Annotated in this window: 18 protein-coding genes and 1 tRNA gene; 8 read left to right on the top strand and 11 right to left on the bottom strand. The window is 73.8% G+C overall.

From position 1 onward, the window contains the following. Window positions 1–38: 38 nt before the first annotated feature. The 3 genes from NP048_RS14505 to NP048_RS14495 all read right to left on the bottom strand — a co-directional run bounded on the left by NP048_RS14505 (window position 39) and on the right by NP048_RS14495 (window position 1,031). On the bottom strand, window positions 39–431 hold the full coding sequence (locus tag NP048_RS14505) for a hypothetical protein (protein ID WP_227576328.1): 393 nt from the start codon (window positions 429–431) through the stop codon (window positions 39–41). A 30-nt stretch (window positions 432–461) separates the two neighbouring features. After that, window positions 462–683, bottom strand: a complete 222-nt coding sequence (locus NP048_RS14500; RefSeq protein ID WP_227576327.1) for a hypothetical protein — start codon at window positions 681–683, stop codon at window positions 462–464. A 275-nt stretch (window positions 684–958) separates the two neighbouring features. After that, window positions 959–1,031, bottom strand: a tRNA-Lys gene (locus tag NP048_RS14495). Between the two features lie 394 nt (window positions 1,032–1,425). Here NP048_RS14495 and NP048_RS14490 point away from each other — a divergent pair. After that, window positions 1,426–1,587 carry a hypothetical protein gene (locus NP048_RS14490; RefSeq protein ID WP_227576326.1) on the top strand — a complete coding sequence of 54 codons (162 nt, stop codon included), beginning with the start codon at window positions 1,426–1,428 and terminating at the stop codon, window positions 1,585–1,587. Between the two features lie 454 nt (window positions 1,588–2,041). On the opposite strand, the gene trhA is transcribed toward NP048_RS14490, so the two are convergent. After that, window positions 2,042–2,761, bottom strand: a complete 720-nt coding sequence (gene trhA / locus NP048_RS14485; RefSeq protein ID WP_227576325.1) for a PAQR family membrane homeostasis protein TrhA — start codon at window positions 2,759–2,761, stop codon at window positions 2,042–2,044. 187 nt (window positions 2,762–2,948) lie between these two features. Between trhA and NP048_RS14480 the strand changes: the two genes are divergently transcribed. From NP048_RS14480 to NP048_RS14465, 4 genes are all read left to right on the top strand, one after another. Beyond that, window positions 2,949–3,923, top strand: a complete 975-nt coding sequence (locus NP048_RS14480; protein ID WP_227576324.1) for an RDD family protein — start codon at window positions 2,949–2,951, stop codon at window positions 3,921–3,923. A gap of 84 nt (window positions 3,924–4,007) precedes the next feature. Beyond that, on the top strand, window positions 4,008–5,033 hold the full coding sequence (locus tag NP048_RS14475; protein WP_227576323.1) for a DUF3885 domain-containing protein: 1,026 nt from the start codon (window positions 4,008–4,010) through the stop codon (window positions 5,031–5,033). Window positions 5,034–5,086: 53 nt separating this feature from the next. Further along, window positions 5,087–5,665 carry an ArsR/SmtB family transcription factor gene (locus NP048_RS14470; protein ID WP_227576322.1) on the top strand — a complete coding sequence of 193 codons (579 nt, stop codon included), beginning with the start codon at window positions 5,087–5,089 and terminating at the stop codon, window positions 5,663–5,665. Next, the gene (locus tag NP048_RS14465; protein ID WP_227576321.1) at window positions 5,662–6,453 is read left to right on the top strand and encodes an SRPBCC family protein; all 792 of its coding nucleotides are present in this window, start codon (window positions 5,662–5,664) and stop codon (window positions 6,451–6,453) included. The genes NP048_RS14470 and NP048_RS14465 overlap by 4 nt, the downstream gene beginning before the upstream one ends. A gap of 3 nt (window positions 6,454–6,456) precedes the next feature. Here NP048_RS14465 and NP048_RS14460 read toward each other — a convergent pair whose 3' ends face one another. Both NP048_RS14460 and NP048_RS14455 read right to left on the bottom strand, forming a co-directional pair. Beyond that, window positions 6,457–8,391 (bottom strand): ATP-dependent helicase, encoded by a 1,935-nt coding sequence (locus NP048_RS14460; protein ID WP_227576320.1) that lies wholly within the window; start codon window positions 8,389–8,391, stop codon window positions 6,457–6,459. Window positions 8,392–8,494: 103 nt separating this feature from the next. After that, window positions 8,495–9,217 (bottom strand): MBL fold metallo-hydrolase, encoded by a 723-nt coding sequence (locus NP048_RS14455; protein ID WP_227576319.1) that lies wholly within the window; start codon window positions 9,215–9,217, stop codon window positions 8,495–8,497. A gap of 86 nt (window positions 9,218–9,303) precedes the next feature. Between NP048_RS14455 and NP048_RS14450 the strand changes: the two genes are divergently transcribed. After that, window positions 9,304–9,837, top strand: coding sequence for a TetR/AcrR family transcriptional regulator (locus NP048_RS14450; RefSeq protein ID WP_227576318.1), 534 nt, complete (start codon window positions 9,304–9,306; stop codon window positions 9,835–9,837). Window positions 9,838–9,888: 51 nt separating this feature from the next. Here NP048_RS14450 and NP048_RS14445 read toward each other — a convergent pair whose 3' ends face one another. The 4 genes from NP048_RS14445 to NP048_RS14430 all read right to left on the bottom strand — a co-directional run bounded on the left by NP048_RS14445 (window position 9,889) and on the right by NP048_RS14430 (window position 14,217). After that, entirely contained in the window at window positions 9,889–11,103 is a 1,215-nt protein-coding gene (locus NP048_RS14445) for a Fic family protein (RefSeq protein WP_227576317.1), read from the bottom strand. Between the two features lie 190 nt (window positions 11,104–11,293). Then, window positions 11,294–11,770, bottom strand: a complete 477-nt coding sequence (locus NP048_RS14440; RefSeq protein ID WP_227576316.1) for a heme-degrading domain-containing protein — start codon at window positions 11,768–11,770, stop codon at window positions 11,294–11,296. A 50-nt stretch (window positions 11,771–11,820) separates the two neighbouring features. Continuing rightward, window positions 11,821–12,237, bottom strand: a complete 417-nt coding sequence (locus NP048_RS14435; RefSeq protein WP_227576315.1) for an NUDIX hydrolase — start codon at window positions 12,235–12,237, stop codon at window positions 11,821–11,823. A gap of 72 nt (window positions 12,238–12,309) precedes the next feature. After that, a complete protein-coding gene (locus NP048_RS14430; protein ID WP_227576314.1) occupies window positions 12,310–14,217 on the bottom strand; it encodes an oxidoreductase in 1,908 nt (635 codons plus the stop codon). 174 nt (window positions 14,218–14,391) lie between these two features. Here NP048_RS14430 and thiD point away from each other — a divergent pair, with 174 nt between their 5' ends. Then, window positions 14,392–15,183 (top strand): bifunctional hydroxymethylpyrimidine kinase/phosphomethylpyrimidine kinase, encoded by a 792-nt coding sequence (thiD, locus tag NP048_RS14425; RefSeq protein ID WP_227576313.1) that lies wholly within the window; start codon window positions 14,392–14,394, stop codon window positions 15,181–15,183. Window positions 15,184–15,302: 119 nt separating this feature from the next. On the opposite strand, the gene NP048_RS14420 is transcribed toward thiD, so the two are convergent. Continuing rightward, window positions 15,303–16,877, bottom strand: a complete 1,575-nt coding sequence (locus NP048_RS14420) for a non-reducing end alpha-L-arabinofuranosidase family hydrolase (protein WP_227576312.1) — start codon at window positions 16,875–16,877, stop codon at window positions 15,303–15,305. 319 nt (window positions 16,878–17,196) lie between these two features. Between NP048_RS14420 and NP048_RS14415 the strand changes: the two genes are divergently transcribed. Further along, on the top strand, window positions 17,197–18,519 hold the full coding sequence (locus NP048_RS14415; RefSeq protein WP_227576311.1) for a serine hydrolase domain-containing protein: 1,323 nt from the start codon (window positions 17,197–17,199) through the stop codon (window positions 18,517–18,519). Window positions 18,520–18,546 lie beyond the last annotated feature (27 nt).

Genomic DNA, 18,546 nt, shown 5'->3' with positions numbered 1-18,546 from the left:
GGGGTGATCGCGTGCCGGTGGCAGGCCGCGTCGACGGGCTACGTGTTGCGCAGGGAGACGGGGACCCCGAGGTCGTCGTCGGCCAGGATCGCCTGGATGTCCTCGCGGTCGTCACCACCGGGGTACACGACGAGGACCTCGGCGCGGCCCGGGTGCGAGGCGCACGGCTGCGACGCCGTCACGCTGACCTGGTCACCGACCGCCTCGATCCGGCGGACGACATCGGCGTGGACCTCCAGGGCCGTCTGCACCTGCTGCCGGGTCGGCAGCTCGTCGCAGGGGACCCCCGACGGCCTGCTGTCGTACAGGGGCCCCTGCAGCAGCGTGGGGCCGAGCAGCGCCGCCAGGAGGAACAGGGCGCACAGCCCCACGACGGCGGGCAGCACCCAGGGCCCGAGTTCACCCCGCGCCCGACGCTCGACTGCCTTCACCGAGCCAGCGTCCCACGGGTGGCACGGGTGTCACGGGTGCTTCGGGTGGCGCGGGTGCAGGCGTACGGCGTGGGGCGCCGTCTCGTCCTCCGTGGACCACCCCGACGCCTCGAGCGGCGAGGATCCGGGCACGATGTGCGCCGTCATCGGCGGCAGCTTCGGTGCCGGCACTGTGCCGCGGACGACGCCGAGTGCGATCGCGAGCTTGCGGCCGTCGGCCGTGCGCGGGACGGGAGAAGTGGTCGTGCTCATCGGTTCATCCTTTCTGCGCGGCGTGTACAGGGCTTGCACCTCCATCTTCGGTACGCCACGAGGCGTGCCTCAAGAAATGGGGCCGGATTTGGTGCGGCCGGTGGTCCAGGGTGAGTCACTGCCGCCTGGGGGTGTCGCGCGCCTCGGCGTCGACGGGGCTGCGGAGCAGCCCGACGCGGCGGTACGACTGCGGACGCTGAGCCTGTCGGGGTGCCGCGAGGGCTCCGGCGTCGAGCCGGCAGGGCCGGCCGGCGGCCGACCCGGTGATGGTGACGTGGGCCCCGTGGGGATCGAACCCACAACCCGCGGATTAAAAGTCCGCTGCTCTGCCAGTTGAGCTAGAGGCCCGGGTGACGAGGGGTTTCACTCGTGGAAACCACGGGACAACACCCGTGTCGTCCGCGTGCGGCGGTGAGGGCCGCTGCGGCTGACGAGGTCGACGGTACAGGCTGGTCAGAGTCGGTGGCGCAGGCGTCGCGGGGTGATGGAGCGTGGTTCCGCGTCGCGTGGTCGGGTCCGTGGAACCCTCGGGATAACGACGCTGTGGTTCCGCGGGACGACGAGAGCCCCGTCGCCGCGGCGGGGCCGAGGTGGCGGGGCCCTGGCGGTGCGACGGGGGTCTAGAAGCCGTGTGCGTGCTCGGCCAGGGGGCGGTGGGCTCGTCCTTGTCGCGGCCGATGAGCTTGAGCAGGGTGGCGTGTTGGCCTTGACGGCGCTCCGGCAGCACGGCTGCCATAGAGGGATGGCGGAGATGATGGCAGGACGTAGGAAGCACCTGAAGCGTCGCCTTCGGGAGGCGGGGCATGCGGAGGACTCAGCGGTGTGGAGCACCGCTATGGCGCTGCTGCCCGGCTGGACGGGCACGCTGGCCGAGCTGGTGTTCGCCGCCGTGGCGCTCTCCTGACACAACACCGCTCCAGCACCGCTACCCGCGCCGGCGGCCGCTCGCCGTGAGCAAGGCCGCGGCGGTGCGAGCCCCGAGCTCGACAGCCAGCAGGACGCCGCCGCCCAGTTCGATGCTGCCGTCCAGCAGCTCGACGTCGTCGTCAACCCACGGGTCGGACGTGCATCCGCGCGGCACGACGCTCGCGCCGTGGGCGTCCCAGCGCTCCAAGCGCGCGGCACAGCGGAACCCGCAGACAACCGGGGCTGGTGCACGAGTAGGTGACACCCACCTGTGGCGCCGCAGGTGGGATGTGCACCGTGCCCAGGCCCCATCCCAAGGAGTTCCGCGACGACGTCGTGGCCGCGAATCTTGAGCTCCTGGCCGGGAGCCATCTGCGTCGAGACGCTCAGCGCCTGGTCTCGCGCTGCGGGGACTCTTGTGTCACGCCGCAGGCGCCGGCTGCGCACGGCGGCTAGGCGGGGAGCACGTACCGGTACATCAGCAGGTAGTGCAGCACGGAGGCGAGGACCACCAGCACGTGCCAGATCTCGTGGAAGCCGAGCACGCCGGGCAGGGGGTTGGGTCGCTCGATCACGAACACGACGAACCCGACGCTGTAGACCAGCCCGCCGGCGGCCATCAGCGCGTACGCCCCCACGGGTAGGTCGACACCGGCGCCGACGAGCACCACCGGCATCCAGCCCATGGCGATGTACAGCGTGTTCGTCACGTACTTGGGCAGCTCGCGCAGCGCCGACCGCAGCGCGATGCCGACCGCGGCGACCACCCAGACCGCTCCCAGCACGGCCCAGCCGTACGCGTTGCGGAACAGCACCAGCACCAGCGGTGTCACCGACCCGGCGATCAGGACGAACACCGACGCGTAGTCCAGCGTCCGCAGCACGCCGTTGACGCGCGGCCCCCGGTCGATGCCGTGGTGCAGCGTGCTGGCGACGAACAGCAGGAGCACGGACGCGGCGTAGACGCTGAGCCCGACGACCTTCCAGATGTCGCCCTCGGTGACCGCCTGGGTGACGAGCAGGGCGCCCCCGACGAGCGCGAAGCAGCTCGCCGCGAGGTGCGTGACGGTGTTGACCCGCTCGTCGGTGACGTGCACGCTGCCGTCGCGGCTGAGCCGCGGTGGTGGGGGCGTCCCCGGCGTCGGCGTGGTGCGTGCGGACGTGGTCTCCACCGTTCGTTCCTCCTGGTGAGCCGTCGGCCAGGCTCGTCCGGGAGCCTACCGGCGCGGCCCGACCGCAACGGCGGCACACGTCCCGGGTGGGCGGTTCGTCACAGCGAGACGAGGCGCGCGTCCCACTCCGGGCTCGTGCCCCTTGGCCCCCTGGTGCCGGGACACGGTCGCTGCCACGATGTCCCGCGTGACGACGACGCCGCTCGCGCTGCCTGCTGCTTCGGACGTCGCGACGCCGTCGTTCGCCAGCTGGGGGCGCCGGGTGGTCGCCGCCTTCCTGGACGGCGCGGTGCTGGGGGCGGTCGCGTGGTTCGCCGTGGGTGACGGCGTCGTGGGGCCGTCGCTGCAGCCGACGTTCGACAGCGCGGGGCCTGAGGCCACGGCGCCGTGGACGTCGTCGGGCGTGCTCGTCGGCGCGTGGCTGGCGATGCTCGTGCTCCAGGGTCTGACCGGGCAGACGCCGGGGCGCCGCGTCCTCGACATCGCGGTGGTGCGGGCGCCGGTCGACGGGCCGGTGGGTGGCCGGCCCGGGGTGCTGCGCTCGGTGGTCCGGTGGTTCGCGCACCTGCTCGACGCGATCCTGCTCCTCGGGTACCTGCGGCCGCTGTGGCACGCCGAGCGGCGCACGTTCGCCGACAGCGTCGTCGGTACTGCCGTCGTCCGCTGCCCGCCCCCGCGGCCGCGTGACGGCAAGGCGCTCGCCGTCACGCTCGCGGCCTGGGTGGTCGTCCTCGTGGGCCTGGCGTTCGGCGTGAGGATCGGGGAGTCCGGCGGGGTGGACCGCGGGGCGCAGAGCGTGTGCCGGCTCGACGCGCAGGTCGCGGACGCCCCGGTGCACGTGCGCGCGGTGGTCCTCGTCCGCGAGACCGAGTGGGACCGGGGCATACGTCTGTGGCCGTGGGTCGACGAGACGCGGACCACGGAGCGCCAGCGCCTGTCGCTCGAGGTGTCGTGGGACGCGACCGGGGACGTCGGCCCCGAGGCGCAGCTGCTCGCGCGCACGACCGCCGGGGGCTCGACGGTCGACAACGAGGTGTCCGTGGATGCGGGCTGGGCGTCGTTCCCCGTCGAGCGTGCGGGCGCGGGTCCCGTCGACGTCGACGTCTCGGTGGACGGTAGGTCGCTGACGTCGTGCACGGCTCGGCTGCCCGCGGCGGCCTGACGCGACGCCCTCACGCCGCGAGGCTCCCACGCAGCGACGTCCCGACGGTCCGCGCGGCGGTGCCGGTGCGCCACCATGGTCGCCATGACCAGCGCCGACCTCGACGATCTGGTGTCGCAGGTCCGCACCGCCGCGGACGACGTCTCCGCCGCCCGGCGGGTGGAGGTGTACCTGGGTGCGGCGCACGAGCCGTACCCGCCCGACGAGCGGGGCGACACGCCCGTCGCGGTCGTCGACGACCCCGAGGTGGTCGCGCACCTGGTCGCACAGCTCGGCACGGCAGACCCGACCCGCCGTGTCGTCGTGCAGGCGCTCAGCGGGCTGATGCTGGAGTTCTTCTCGGCCGACGACGACCTGCTGGGCATCGTCCACGTGCTCTCACCGCACTGGTTGCGCGGCCTGTGCGACTACGACGCGCGCGTGGCGAGCGGGGTCCTGACCGACCTGGTGGACCGTCTCGAGGAGGCGCCCTGGGACAGGGCCGCGGCGGCGGCCGTCGCTGCCGCCGAGTCGGGCGACCCGGTCGTCATGCCGTCCCGGCTGGGCTGGCTCACCGACGCGTGGGCGGACCGGTGGCCGGGCACGCGGCCGATCTCCCACACGCTGCGCGTCAGCGACCGGTGGGTCCGGTTCCACAGCCTGCCCGACTCGCAGCGGTACCCGGACGACGAGGCCGGGTACGCCGAGGTGCTGCGGCGCCACCGGGCGGTGCTCGACGAGCTCGCCGTCCGGGACGGCGGTCCGGGGCGAGACGTCCTCGTGGTCACCTGCTCGTGGTCGCAGAGCCCGGTACCCCTGCCGCGGTCCGCGCCCGTCGCCGCGACGTTCCCGTCGTCGCGGTACTGGATGAGCGTCGACGACCCGGAGGGCGAGGTCTGGGCGCACCTGTACGTCGACGTCGTGGGCCTCGACGACCCTCGTCTCGAGCGGCTGCTGCGCATCGTGGCGGACGGCCAGACCGCCGGCGTGCTGATCCTCGCGAGCGACCTGACGTGGCTCTACGCCCCGTACGACGGCGGCGCGGACGTGTACCCCGCCACGCTCGAGCACCGTGAGCAGCTGCGGGCGGCGCACACCGACTGGCTCTCGTCGACCGCCTCGGGGCTGTAGACCGAGTACACCGGGCCCTTGACAGAACTTCTTGTCAAGAGGACGTTGGTGACATGCAGGACATCGAGGTCATCGAGAACCCCCAGGCGGCCGCCACCGCGCTGGACCCGGTCCGCGCCCGCCTGCTCGGCGAGCTGGCCGTGCCGGCATCGGCCGCCGGGCTCGCCGCACGCGTCGGCATCACGCGCCAGAAGGTCAACTACCACCTGCGGGCGCTCGAGGCGCACGGGCTGGTGGAGCTGGCGGAGGAGCGGCGGCACGGCGGCATCACCGAGCGGGTGCTGCAGGCCTCCGCCGCGTCGTACGTCGTCTCACCCGCGGCCGTCAGCGTCTCGGCGGCCGATCCCGACGCCACCGCGGACCACCTGTCCGCGGCGTACCTCGTCGCCCTGGCCGGTCGGCTGGTGCGCGAGGTCGGAGCCCTGGCACGCCGCGCCGGCACGTCCGGGCGTCGGCTGCCGACGCTGACCATCGACACGCGGATCGGCTTCCGGTCGGCCGCCGACCGGGCCGCCTTCGCCGACGACCTCACCGCCGCGGTGCTCGAGCTGGCCGCGCGCTACCACCACGACGACGGGCGCCCGCACCGGCTCGTCGTCGCCGCACACCCGCTGCCCGAGGAGGGCTCATGAGCACCACCACGAACGTCCTGCACCGGCTGGAGTTCAGCGTCGAGGTGCCCGGCACCCCGGAGCAGGTCTGGGAGGCGATCGCCACCGCGAAAGGCATGAGCGCGTGGTTCCTGCCCACGCAGATCGAGGAGCGCGAGGGCGGCTCGCTGCACTTCAGCATGGGCCCCGACATGGGGTCGGACGGCCACGTCACGGCGTGGGAGCCGCCGCGCCGCCTGGTCTACGAGGAGGACTGGGCCGCCCTCATGGGCAAGGACCCGGACGAGCTCAGCCCCCTGACGTCCGAGTTCGTCGTCGAGGCGCGCTCCGGCGGCACCTGCGTGGTGCGCGTCACCACCAGCGGATTCGGCACCGGCGCCGACTGGGAGCAGGAGTGGTGGGGCGACATGGGCACCGCCTGGAAGCCGTCGTTCGACGTCCTGCGCCTCTACCTCGCGCACTTCGCCGGGCAGGAGGCCACCGTGCTGGAGGTCGACGCCACGCACGACGGCGACCCCCAGGCGGTCTGGGGAGCGCTGCGCGACGCCCTCGGCCTGGGTGACGTGGGCTCGCAGGTCGACGTGCGCGGTGTCACCGGCACGCTCGAGCGCGTCGGTGACCGCCTGGCGATCGCCCGGCTCACGGGGCCGGTGCCCGGGATCCTCAGCACCGGGGTGTACGGCACGGAGGACGGGCGGGCGACCGCGTACGTCAGGGCGCACCTGTTCGCCGCCGACGCCGCCGACTACATGCGGCGCGAGGAGCCGGCGTGGCGCGCCTGGCTGCAGGGGCTGCCCGTCAGCGTCTGACGGTCACAGGGCGACGAGGGCCCTGTCCGCCGCCACGGTCCGCCTGCCGCCGCTGCCGAAGTCGACGGTGACCTGCCCGGCTCGCACGTCCACGACCCGGCCGAGCCCGTGCCGGTCGTGCGTGACCCGCTGCCCCGCTGTGAACCGTGCGCCCGTGGGACGCGGCACCGTCGCGGCCCGCGCCCCGGGCGTCCGGACCGGCCGGACGGCGGCGGGCGCGAGTGCGTCCAGGTAGGGCGAAGGGCGAGCGGGCCGCCCGCCGGGCCGGTCCGCCGCCCACGTCGCGACGAGGTGACGACGCGCGCGGGTGATCGCGACGTACGCCAGACGCCGCTCCTCCGCGAGCTCGGGACCCGTCGTCGCGTACACCGACGGCAGGGATCCGGCGGTGGCCCGCGCCAGCAGGCACGCGTCCCACTCCAGGCCCTTGGCCTTGTGGATGGTCGTGACCGTGACGGCTCCGCGCCCGGGCGGGACGTGGTCCTCGGCGGCGCGCCGGTCCAGGTCGGCGGACAGCGCGCGGACCGTCCCGGTCAGCACCTGCGGGAGGGAGTCGACCAGGGCGCGCAGGGCGTCGAGGGCGTCCCAGCGCTCGCGGGCGGCACCCGTGCCGTCGGGCGGGGCGTCGGGGTCGTACCCGGCCTGAGCCAGGGCGTCGTCGAGGGCCGGGCGGGCGTCGTCGTCGGGGGCCTGGGCCGCGCGCCGGCGCAGGAGCGTGAGCACCTGGGCGACCTCGCGGCGCGCGAAGTACGCCGTGCCGTCGCCCGCGACGACCGGCACGCCCGCGTCCCGCAGCGCCGCCGTGAGCTTGACGGCCTGCGCGTTGAACCGGTGCAGGACCGCGATCTCCTCGACCGGGACCCCGGCGTCGAGCCAGCCCTGCACGGTCGTGACGATCCGCGCGTCCTCGTCGTCCTCGTCGGCGCAGCGCTCGACGACCGGCGCAGGCCCGTCGCCCAGCATCCCGACGAGCGCCGGTCCGGACGCCTCGGCGCGCCCCGCCATGAGCCGGTTCGCGGCCTCGACGACCTGCCTGGTCGAGCGGTAGTCCTGCACCAGGTCGACCGTCACGGCGTGCGGGAACCGCACCGTGAAGTCCCGCAGCAGCGAGGTGTCCGCGCCCTTGAACCCGTAGACCGCCTGCCGGGCGTCGCCCACGACCGCCAGCCCGTCGCGTCCACCGAGCCACGCGTCGAGCAGCCGCTGCTGCGCGGGGTCGGTGTCCTGGTACTCGTCGACGACGAACGACGCGTACTGCCGCCGCACCGCGCTCGCGACCTCCTCGTCGTCCTCGAGCATGCGCGCGCACACCGCCAGCAGGTCCGCGAAGTCGAGCACCCCGGCGGCGCGCTTGGCTGCGGTGTACCGGCGCATGGCCCCGGTGACCGTCGCGAGCGACATGCCGGGCCGGCGGCCCGCCGCCTGCGCCGCCGCGGCGTACTCGTCGGCCGTCAGGTCGCGCGCGGCGGCCCACGTGAGCTCGGTCGCCAGGTCGGTGACGAGCGCGGAGTCGACGTCGCCGGCGGACGTGCGCAGCGTCACGCCCAGCGCGCCGCGCAGGTAGCGGTAGTAGGCGCCCCGACCGTCGACGTCGAGCAGCACCGGTCCGTCGCCCGGCAGGCCCGTCGCGCGCCAGAAGTACCGCAGCTGCCGCATGGCGGCGGCGTGGAACGTGCGCGCCTGCACGTGGCCCGCGCCGAGCCGTGCCAGGCGGTCGCGCATCTCGCCCGCGGCCTTGGCCGAGTGCGTCACCGCGAGCACGACGTCGGCCGGCATTGCGCCCGTGACGTGCTGGTACGCGATGCGGTGCGTGATCGTGCGCGTCTTGCCCGTGCCCGCGCCGGCCATGATCCGCACCGGGCCCGGCGGTGCGACGACGGCGGCGGCCTGGCGGTCGTCGAGGTCGGCGAGGACGCGGTCCGCTGCGGTCCTGCTCACCACGTGCTCCTGCCGGTCGGCCTGTCGTCCGTCGGTCTATGGTGCCCCGTCCTCGGTCCCGCGCGGTGACGGGGTCACGTGGGCCGCCCGGTGTCCACGAGCATCAGCCCTGAGCAGCCGCGACCGCCCGCACCTCGTCCGGCAGCGCCGCCAGGTCGCCGCGCCACGGTGCGCCGTGGCCGGGCAGCAGCCACGTGGCGCGCAGGCCGGCGAGCCGCGCCAGGGAGTCGAGCGCCTGCGCCGGGTCGTCCGTGAACGGGGCCGGTCCCGGGCCGGTGCGGCCCGTCAGGACGTCGCGCGTCGTGAGCGCGTCGCCGACCATGACGGCGTCCGCGACGGGCACGTGCACGGCGATGCTGCCGGGGGAGTGGCCCGGCATGCCGACGACCCGCGGGGCCCCGGGCAGGGGCAGCACGTCGCCGTCGTGGACCTCCGTCACCTCGGTCAGGTAGGTGGTCCGCAGGCCGCCCTTGCGCAGGGAGTACGCGAGGAAGCCCAGGACGGCGCCGGGGCGCCACCGGCCGAAGGCGGCCGTGGGCTTGTCGCCACCGCGCGCGCGGTCGGCGTCGGCGGCGTGCACGTACACCGGTACGCCGTGCTCGCGCCGCAGCCGCTCGGCGAACCCGATGTGGTCGGTGTCGCCGTGCGTCAGGACCACGCCGCGCACGTCGTCGAGGGTGCGGCCCATGGCGGCGAGCTCGGTGAGCAGCTCCGACCAGTGCCCGGCGAGGCCGGCGTCGACGACCGTCACGCCCTCCTCGGTGTCGACCAGGTAGGCGGCGACGACGTCGTTGCCGATGCGGTGCAGGTGCGGGCCGAGCTTCATGGGTGCCCCTCGTGGCGGGTCGCGTGGTAAGAATGGCTACGGTAGTTAGCCATCATGGCTAACGTCAATAGCCATGAGGAGATTCCATGCCCACGCCGGACCGCACGTCGCTCGAGGAGATCGTGGCGGCGGCCTGGGCGGTCCTGGAGGCAGAGGGGCTCTCGGGGCTGACGATGCAGGCCGTCGCCGTGAAGGTCGGGGTGCGCGCCCCGTCGCTGTACAAGCGCGTCCGCGACCGCGACGCCCTGCTCGCGCTGGTCGCCGTCGCCGCGGTCGACGAGGTGGCACGGCGCCTCGAGCCGGCGGCCACGCTCGCCGACATCGCCCGCACCTACCGCGCGTTCGCGCACGAGTGTCGGCAGGGGTTCCGCCTCATCCAGTCCGCTGGTGCCGACCCCGCGTCCCTGGCCCGCGCGAGCGAGCCGGTGCTGCGCATCGCGGCCGACCTGGTCGGCCCGGGAGAGGCGCTGGAGGCCGCCCGGCTCGTCACGGCGTGGGCGACCGGGTTCCTCACCATGGAGCTGGCCGGCGCGTTCCGCCTCGGCGGCGATCTGGACGAGGCGTTCGAGTACGGGCTGGCCCGGCTGACGGCGGCACTGACGCCCGCCGGAGGCCTGTGACCAGGCGGCATGCAAGCCGGTCGGGTGTGCTCGCCCGCCCTGCCAGGACGGTCAGAGGCCGACCGACCGGCGCCCGGCTCGCGCCGCGAAGGCGTCGAGCGCTGAGAGCACCTGTGCCGACTGCCACAGGATCGACCGGCGCCGACCGCCCACCTGGCTGAGCGCGCCGACCTCGACCAGGCGACCGATCGCCTTCATCGCGTTGGTGTGCGACACCCCCAGCTCACGCTGGACGAGGGCCGTGCCGAGGACCGGCTGACGCAGCACCAGGTCCATGAGCGGCCACACGGTCGCGTCGGTGCGGGCTCTCGTGCGGTCGGCCCACCCGGCGCGCACCTCGCGCAGGTCGGCGACGAGCTGGCGCCCGTTGACCACGGCGTCCGCCGACGCCTGCGCCATCGCGTCCACGATCGGCGCGAGGTCACCCTCCCGGTAGGCGGTGAGCGCGTCGAAGTAGCGCCGCACGTCCACCAGGAGCCCGGCGGACACGGGCACGGTGACCGTCCGGGTCAGCGCCCGGTGGCGCAGCAGCGCGTGGATCAGTGCGCGCCCGGTCCGCCCGTTGCCGTCGACGAAGGGGTGGATCGTCTCGAACTGCGCGTGAGCGACTGCGGCGTGCTGGAGGGCCGGGACGTCGTCGCGTCGGCAGAAGGCGACCAGGTCGTCGATGGCCGCCGGCACGCGCTCCGGATGCGGCGGGACGAACGCGGCCCGGTGGGGGGAGAACCCGCTGCCCCCGATCCAGACCTGCTCGGTGCGCCAGCGCCCGGCGATCTGCTGCTCGGTCGTCTCCATGAGGGCGTGGTGCATCGCGAGCACCGACGCGGCATCCACGCGCTCGGACATCGCCACTGCGGCTTGCATCGCGTGGACGTTGCCCACGACCTCGGTGGCGTTCCGCCTCGCGTCCTCCCCGAGCTCGGCGAGAGCGATCTGCCGGGCCCCTGACGTGAGGTTCTCGATCTGGGACGACGACGCCGACTCCGAGCGCAGCAGGATGGCGGCGAACGGCGCGATGTCGGCGCCGACCTCCGCGTCGAAGTCACGGACCAGCACGGACGCCTCCTCGGCTGCGGCTGCCGTGCTGCGGGGCAGGCGCACGTCGAGGTCGGCGACCGCAGGGGGCACCGCCGCGCGGTACGGCTGCGACATCTCGTCGCGCTGCGAGCGGGACAGCAGGTCCCGAGCCACCGTCGACCGCCACGGCCGCTGCTCCCAACCGAGCGCGGGCCAGCGGTCCTGCCGTGCAGCGTGATCCGTGTCCACGGCGTGAGCCTATCGCTGGATCCCCGCTAAAGATGGATAAGCGGCGCCGCTGTCACTCTTTCTGGATGGCTCCGGATCCGCGGTCAGGCTCCCAGATGTCTCGACGCCCCGTGCCCGAAAGGACGGACCAGCCGCACGGCTCCGGTCCTCGCCCAACCGTCGGCGTCGGCGAGGCCTCGTGAGCGACGCGTCAGCCGGTGCGTGTCGCCAGGTAGCGGCGCACGGCCTCCGCTGCCACGGCGTGGTCGACGACGTCCGGCTCGCCCGAGGTCGTCAGCGTGCCCACGACCTCGCCGTCGACACGCAGCGGGACCGCGCCGCCGTGCGCCCTGAGCAGGTCGTGGTCGACGTCGGCACGCTGCTCGAACGGCGTGCCCGCTGCCTCATGGCGCCGTCGCACCAGCAGCGACGGCTCACCGAAGCGGTGCGCGACCCGCGCCTTGCCCTCGAGCCACGGCACGTTGCCCTCACCCGTCGACCCGGTCATGGCCACGAACACCGTCTGGCCGCTCAGCTCGACGCGCACCGCGAGGTTCGCGCCGCGCTCGCGGGCCACGGCGACGGCCAGCAGGCCGAGGTCCACGGCGTCGTCCTGCGTGAATGCCGGGAGGTCGAGCCGGGGCTCGGCCTCGAGGTCGGCGACGGTGAAGGTGGGGGGCTCGCTCACGGGCTCATCCTGGCGCACGTCGGTGGACCCGTCGCGACCGTCCGCGCGGATCAGGCCGGCGGGGTCGTCCCGGCCAGGGCCGGCAGCACGTGTCCGACGAGCAGGGGAGCGAGGTCGTCGGGCAGGTCGCCGGACGGGTCGAGCCAGCGCAGCTCCTCGATCTCGCCCGCCGCCGCCGGGGCGCCGGTGTACGGGTGCTCGAAGACCGTGCCGAGGACCTCGTGCCCCGCCTCGTTCGCCGCCGCGGCGCGGAACGTGCCGATCGCGTGCAGCCGCGCCTCGTCGAGCACGGCGCCGACCTCCTCGTACGCCTCGCGCACGGCCGTCCGTGCGGCGCTCTCACCGGGTTCCGGCTTGCCGCCCGGGAGCATGAAGCGCTGCGTGCCGCGCTTGCGCACGGTGAGGACCTCACCCGTCGGCCGTCGCAGGACGACGGCGCTGACGCGGATGACGGGAACGGTTGGCACGCTCGGGATCGTACGGCGCGCGCCTGGGAGCGCGCGGCCCGTGCCGTCCGGACGCTGCGGATCCGCGCAGGCTCAGAGCTGCGCGGCCAGCGCGTACGCCGAGTTCACCGCCTCGCCCACCTTGGCCGGCTCCACGCAGTCCCCGACCGCCTGCACCGGGAGCCCGGCGGCGGTCAGCTCGGTGAACAGGTCCGTGCGCGGCCGGCTGCCGAGCGCGAGGACGACCGTGTCGGCCGGCAGCGTCCCCACGCCGTCGGGTCCCTCGACGATGACGCCGTCGTCGGTGATCTCCCGCACGCGGGTGCTGGTCAGCAGCCGCACGCCGGCCTCGTCCAGGCGGCGCAGCAACGTGATCCGGTTGACGACGAGCATGTCGCGGGCGATCTCGTCGAGCATCTCCACGACCGTCACGTCGTGCCCCTCGTTCGCGAGCTCCAGCGCCGCGTCCGAGCCGGACAGGCCGCCGCCGACCATGACCACTCGGTGCCCGACGGGCGCTCCCTGGTGGAACCGCAGGACGTCGACGACGTCGTCACGGTCGGTGCCGGGGATGCTCGCGGGCACCAGCTGGGTCGACCCCGTCGCGACCACGACCTGGTCGGCGTCGCGCAGCTCGGAGGAGTCGGCGGTGATGCGGTGACCCAGGTGCACGCTCACCGGCAGCTCGGCGAGCTGTCCCTGCCACCAGTCGACCATCCGGCGCAGCTCGCGCTTGAAGTCGGGCGTCGCGGCGGGCCACAGCACGCCCCCGGCGTGGTCCGCTTCGTCGTAGACGTCGACCCGGTGCCCCCGCGTCGCCGCGACGCGCGCCACCTCCAGCCCGGCCGGGCCCGCGCCGACGACGACGACGTGCCGCTGCTCGGGGGCCGGCCCCGGCAGGTGGGCCTCGAAGCCGACCTCCGGGTTGACCGCGCAGCCCAGGGGCTCGCCGGCGAGGATGTTGCCGACGCACAGCTGGTTGCAGCGGATGCACGGGCGGACGGCCGCGGGCTGCGCGGCCGCGAGCTTGCGCGGCAGGTCGGGGTCGGCGATGAGCGCGCGGCCCATGCCGATGAAGTCGACCTCGCCGGCGGCCACCGCGCGGTCACCGATCTCGGGGGTGATGTTGCCGGTGGCCATCACGGGCACGTCGACCACGGCCCGCACGGCGGCGGCCCCGGGCAGCAGCGGTGCGTCGCCCATGTAGTACGGGGGGAAGATCCAGTCGACGGTCTCGAACGCGCCGTCGTCGACCATGAGCAGGTGGATGCCGGCCTCGGCGATGATCGGTGCCATCTGCAGCGACTCCTCGAGGCTGCGGCCCCCGGGCATGTGGTGGTCGACCGTGAGGCGGAACGTGATCGCCAGCTCCGGTGCGGCCGCCCGTGCGGCGGCGATGAGCTCGAGCGGGAAGCGCAGCCGGTTCTCCAGCGAGCCGCCGTAGCGGTCGGTGCGCTGGTTCCACTGGCTGCTCATGAACTGGTCGATGAGGTACCCGGTGTGGGAGTGGATGTCGACGGCGTCGAACCCGGCCGCGGCCAGGCGCGCCGCGGCAGGGCCGTACTGCTCGACCAGGTACTCGACCTCACCGGTGGTGAGCTCGCGGCACGCGCGCGACGGGTCGGCGAGCCACGGCGTGGCGGAGGCGGACACCGGGACCTCGCCCCCCGGTTCCGGCGGGCCGACCCGCCCGGAGCCGGGGGTGAGCTGCCCGGCCAGCAGGGCGCCACCGGCGTGGACGGCGTCCGCGAGCCGCGCCAGGTCGGGGATCGCCCCGTCGTCCTCGACCTTGGGCCACCCCTCGTTGTCCTCGAAGCGCGACGTGGTCGTCATCGTCCCGGTGATGATCAGGCCCACACCCCCGGCGGCGCGCGCCGCGAAGTACGCGACCTCACGCTCCTCGACACGTCGGCCGAAGCCGACGTGCATGGGCGGCATGACGATCCGGTTGCGGGTCTCGAGCCGGCCGATGCGGCCACGGCTGAGCAGGTGATCGAACACGGCGCCCCCTTGCGTCCACGGTCACTCTCGACGCTACGTCGCCCCGCCGTGCGGCGCACCCGGCGGGCGGCGTCGCGGAGGTCGACCCGGCCGGGGTGGACACAGCGGGTCGTCGGTCCCTCGCCGTGCGAGGCTGGTGCGGTACGCAGCAGACCTCTCGACAGGAGCACCCAGGTGGTCGACCTCGCCTACGTCATCGCCGGATCGGAAGCGACCGGCGGTGCCGGGATCCAGGCGGATCTGCGGACCTTCCAGTCCCTGGGGGCCTTCGGGCTGGGGACCGTCACGTGCATCGTGTCGTTCGACCCGGCGAACGACTGGGGGCACCGGTTCTTCCCCGTCCCGGCCGACGTGATCGCCGCGCAGATCGAGGCCGCGACCGCGGCGTACGCGCTGGACGTCGTGAAGATCGGCATGCTCGGCACGCCCGCGACCATCGACGTCGTCGCCGAGGGGCTGCGCTCGCAGCCGTGGCGGCACGTGGTCCTCGACCCCGTGCTCATCTGCAAGGGGCAGGAGGCCGGGGCGGCGCTGGACACCGACAACGCGCTGCGCGAGCAGGTCGTGCCGCTCGCCACGGTGGTGACGCCCAACCTGTTCGAGGCCCGGGCGCTGTCCGGCATGGAGACCATCGAGACGGTCGAGCAGCTCACGGAGGCCGCGCGTCGCATCCAGCAGCTCGGTCCGCGCGCCGTCGTCGCGAAGGGCGGCGTCGAGCTGCCCGGTGACGACGCCGTGGACGTGCTGGTCGACGGCGACGAGGTCACGGTGCTCCGTGCACCCAAGGTCGGTCAGGAGCGCGTCGCCGGTGCCGGCTGCACGTTGGCCGCCGCGATCACCGCCGAGCTGGCGAAGGGCGCGGAGGTGGCCGATGCGGTCGCCGCGGCGAAGCGGTTCGTGACCTCGGGCATCGAGGGACGCCTGGCCGGTCGCGCGCCGTTCGAGGTGGTCCGGCAGGGCGCCTGAGGAGGGCCGACCACCACGCGGTGCGGCCAGGTGCGGGCCCTGTAGTCGAGTGTGCCCCCGCGGCCCGCTCCGCAGGGAGCGAGCCGCAGGGGCACACGGTGTCGATCAGACCTCGACGGCTACCGCTGCATCGTCAGCAGGCCGGGCCGGTACGGCAGGGCGCCGTAGTCGCCGCCGGAGGACGGGTTGCGGCCCTGGTAGAGCAGCTGCAGGTTGCACGGGTCGACCGTCATGGTCTGGTCCGCGTTGGTGCGCAGCAGCTCACCGTGGGAGATGTCGTTCGTCCACGTCGCGCCGCTGTTGGCCTTGCCGGCGAACGGGTTGGACTCCGAAGCGGCCTGCGGGGTCCACTGCCCGTCCAGGCTGGTGGCCGTGAAGGACCGGAAGTAGCGGCCCTGCGACCCCATGGCCTCGACGATCATGAGGTAGCGCTGCTGGCCCTGGAGCTTGTAGACCTGCACCGCCTCGAAGAGGTTGGCCTGGGTGTCGGTCATGATCGTCGTGTAGTTCGACCCGAAGCTGCCCGGGAAGTTCCCGATCGGCATGGACGCCCGGTAGATGCGCCCGTTGTCACCGGCGAAGAACAGGTACATGTTCCGGTCGTCACCGATGAGCGCCTGGTCGATCGGGCCGGTGCCCGAGTCGCTGATCGACCCGGTGAAGAGCGTCTGGTGCGCGCCCCAGCTGTTCGGGTCGGACGGGTTGGTCGACGTCCGGTAGGAGAACGCCGGGCCGCCCCACTGGTAGGCCAGGACCCAGACGTTCTTCGGCGCGAAGTAGAACAGCGACGGCGCGACGGCCGTGAACGGCATGGACCGCTGCTGCGCCGAGGCCATCTGCGAGTAGCTGGAGAACGGGGCGAACGCCGTCGACTGCCACGCGGTGCCGGTGTTCGTCGTCGCGTACACGAGCTGCTGGCCGTTGACCGGCGCGACGGTGAAGTCCTTCAGCGACACCCACCCGGAGCGCGGCTGGGCCAGCACGCCGGAGTCACGCCACCGGTACGACGACGGCAGCGAGCAGGTGCCCGTCGGCGGCGGTGTGGTCGGCGACGTGGTGGGCTGCGTCGTCGGGTTGCTCGTCGGGTTGCTCGTCGGCTGCGTGGTCGGCTGCGGGTTGCTGCCGACGCGGACGAGCTGCCACTGCTGGTTGTTGCCGCCCCAGTTGCTGTACTGGACGATGTTGGCGCCGTCGGCTGTCGAGCCGCCCTGGACCTCCACCGCGAGGCTGGAGTGCCGGTTGACGAGGATGACGTGCCCGTTGGGTGCGTCCTGCAGGCGGAACTGCTGGTTGTTCGTGTTGTTGTCGGTGTACTGGACGATCGCGCCGCCGTTGGCGGTCGACCAGTTGTGCACGTCGAGGACCTTGCCCGAGAGGCGTGACTTCAGCCGGTAGTACCCGTTGCCGGAGTCGACGAACTGCCACTGCTGCTGCGAGCCGTCGTTGCGGGTCCACTGCGTGATCCGCGCGCCATCGCTCATCGAGAGGTTGTACACGTCGAGGGCCTTGCCGCTGCCGCGGTTGATCAGGACGTACGACGCGCTGGTGTCGACCGTCGCCGCCGAGGCCGCGGGGGCGGCAACGAGCGCGACAGCGCCTGCTGACACCGCAGTGGCCGCGGCGACGAGGACCGACGCCCAGCGGCGGCGTCCTCGTGCCGGGGCAGGCGCCCCGTGGGCACGTGCTGATCTCATGCTGCTCTCCTTCGAGTTGTCGGGGGGTCGAGCGGCCCTTCGCGGCGGCGGTCGACGTCGACTGCCGGGCGAGGGCGATGTGAGCCTTCACATCCCGGTTCGAGCGGTTTGTGAAGGTTCACATTGTCATGTGGGATCGCTCCGACTGAAGAGCTGCCGAGCACTCCTAAACGGTTCGGGCCGTCGCGTCGGGCGCCGGGTTGGCAATCGTTCCCTCGTTCTGGTGGGCAGGGGGGCGAGGTCATGTCCGGAACGTCGGTTGCGCCCCGTCCGACCGGTCCGGCACGGTAGGTCCTCCGCCGCCGATCGAAGGGACCCCATGTCGCCCAGCCCTCGTCGTCCGACCGTCCTCGCCTCCGCGACCGCCGCGCTGCTCGCCCTGCCGCTGGCGCTCGGGGCGACCAGCAGCGCGTCCGCGGCCGCACCCGCCGGCGCCTCCGCGCCCGTCGGCACGCCGACCCTGGCCGAGCAGGACCCGGCGGCCCTGTCGCGCGCCGTGCGGGCCGCGTTTGAGGAGGCGTCGGCGTCCACCGCCTTCTCCGCCCGCGGCCACGGCCCCGACCGGCCGGCGCCGTCAGGCCCCGACCGGCGCGCGCTCGACGCCGCTGTGCGCACGATCGTCGACGAGGGTGCCGTCGGGGTCACCGCGCGCGTCGAGTCGTCGCGGCTGCGGTGGGCGGGCGCGGCGGGATCCCGGCAGCTCGACCGCCGGCCCACGGCGCACACGGGTGACCGCTTCGAGGTGGGCAGCATCACCAAGCCGATGATCGCCACGCTCGTGATGCAGGAGGTCGAGAAGGGCACCTGGCAGCTCGACACCCCCGTCGAGGACGTCCTGCCCGGCGTCCTGGGGGGTCGTGCAGAGGTCACCCTGGAGCACCTGCTGAGCCACCGGTCCGGCCTGCCGACCGGCTCAGACGTCATGGTGGCCCTACGCATGACCGACCTGACCTCGTGGGACGAGTTCATCCGGGTGCTCGGCGAGGAGTACACCGACGCCGAGCACGTCGCGGCGGCGCTCGCCACGCCGTGGCTCTTCGAGCCCGGCACGGACTGGTCGTACTCCAACGCCGGCTACATCGTCCTGGGGATGATGCTCGAGGAGGTCACGGGCCAGGACCTCGACGCGCTGCTGCGCCACCGCGTCACGCGCCCTGCGGGCATGCGCCACACCGAGCTGCCGCACGAGCCCCGGTCCCACGGCCCGTTCCTCGTCGGTGCGGCGTTCACCGGCCCGGACACCGGGTGGTACTCCCTCGGGCACGGCGACCCCGACCTGTTCGGCGCCGCCGGGGCGGTCACGAGCACCACGGCGGACCTGATGTCCTTCACGGACGCGCTGCTGGGCGGTCGCCTGGTGCGGCCGGACACGGTCGCGGACATGGTCACGCCGCGGTCCCTCGCGCCGCTCGAGTACGGCTTGGGTGTCTTCCGGGTCGCAGACCCGTGCGCCCCGCCCGGGTCCGGCGCCTACCTGTACGGGCACAACGGGGCGACCTACGGCACGCTGAGCATCGTCCTCAGCTCGCCCGACGGCGCCCGGTCGCTGGCGGTCGGCGTCACCGGCCGTGACCTGACCAGCGAGAAGTCGGTCGAGGACTTCAACGCGCTGCTGCTGCCGATGGCTCTCGCGACCTGCTGACCGACGGCCGGCACGGGCCGCGGCGCT

This window comes from Cellulomonas xiejunii (assembly GCF_024508315.1).
In the GTDB taxonomy this organism is placed as follows: Bacteria; Actinomycetota; Actinomycetes; order Actinomycetales; family Cellulomonadaceae; genus Cellulomonas; species Cellulomonas xiejunii.
The sequence above is the reverse complement of the archived record's forward strand: the minus strand, read 5'-3'. Positions and strand labels throughout refer to the sequence as shown.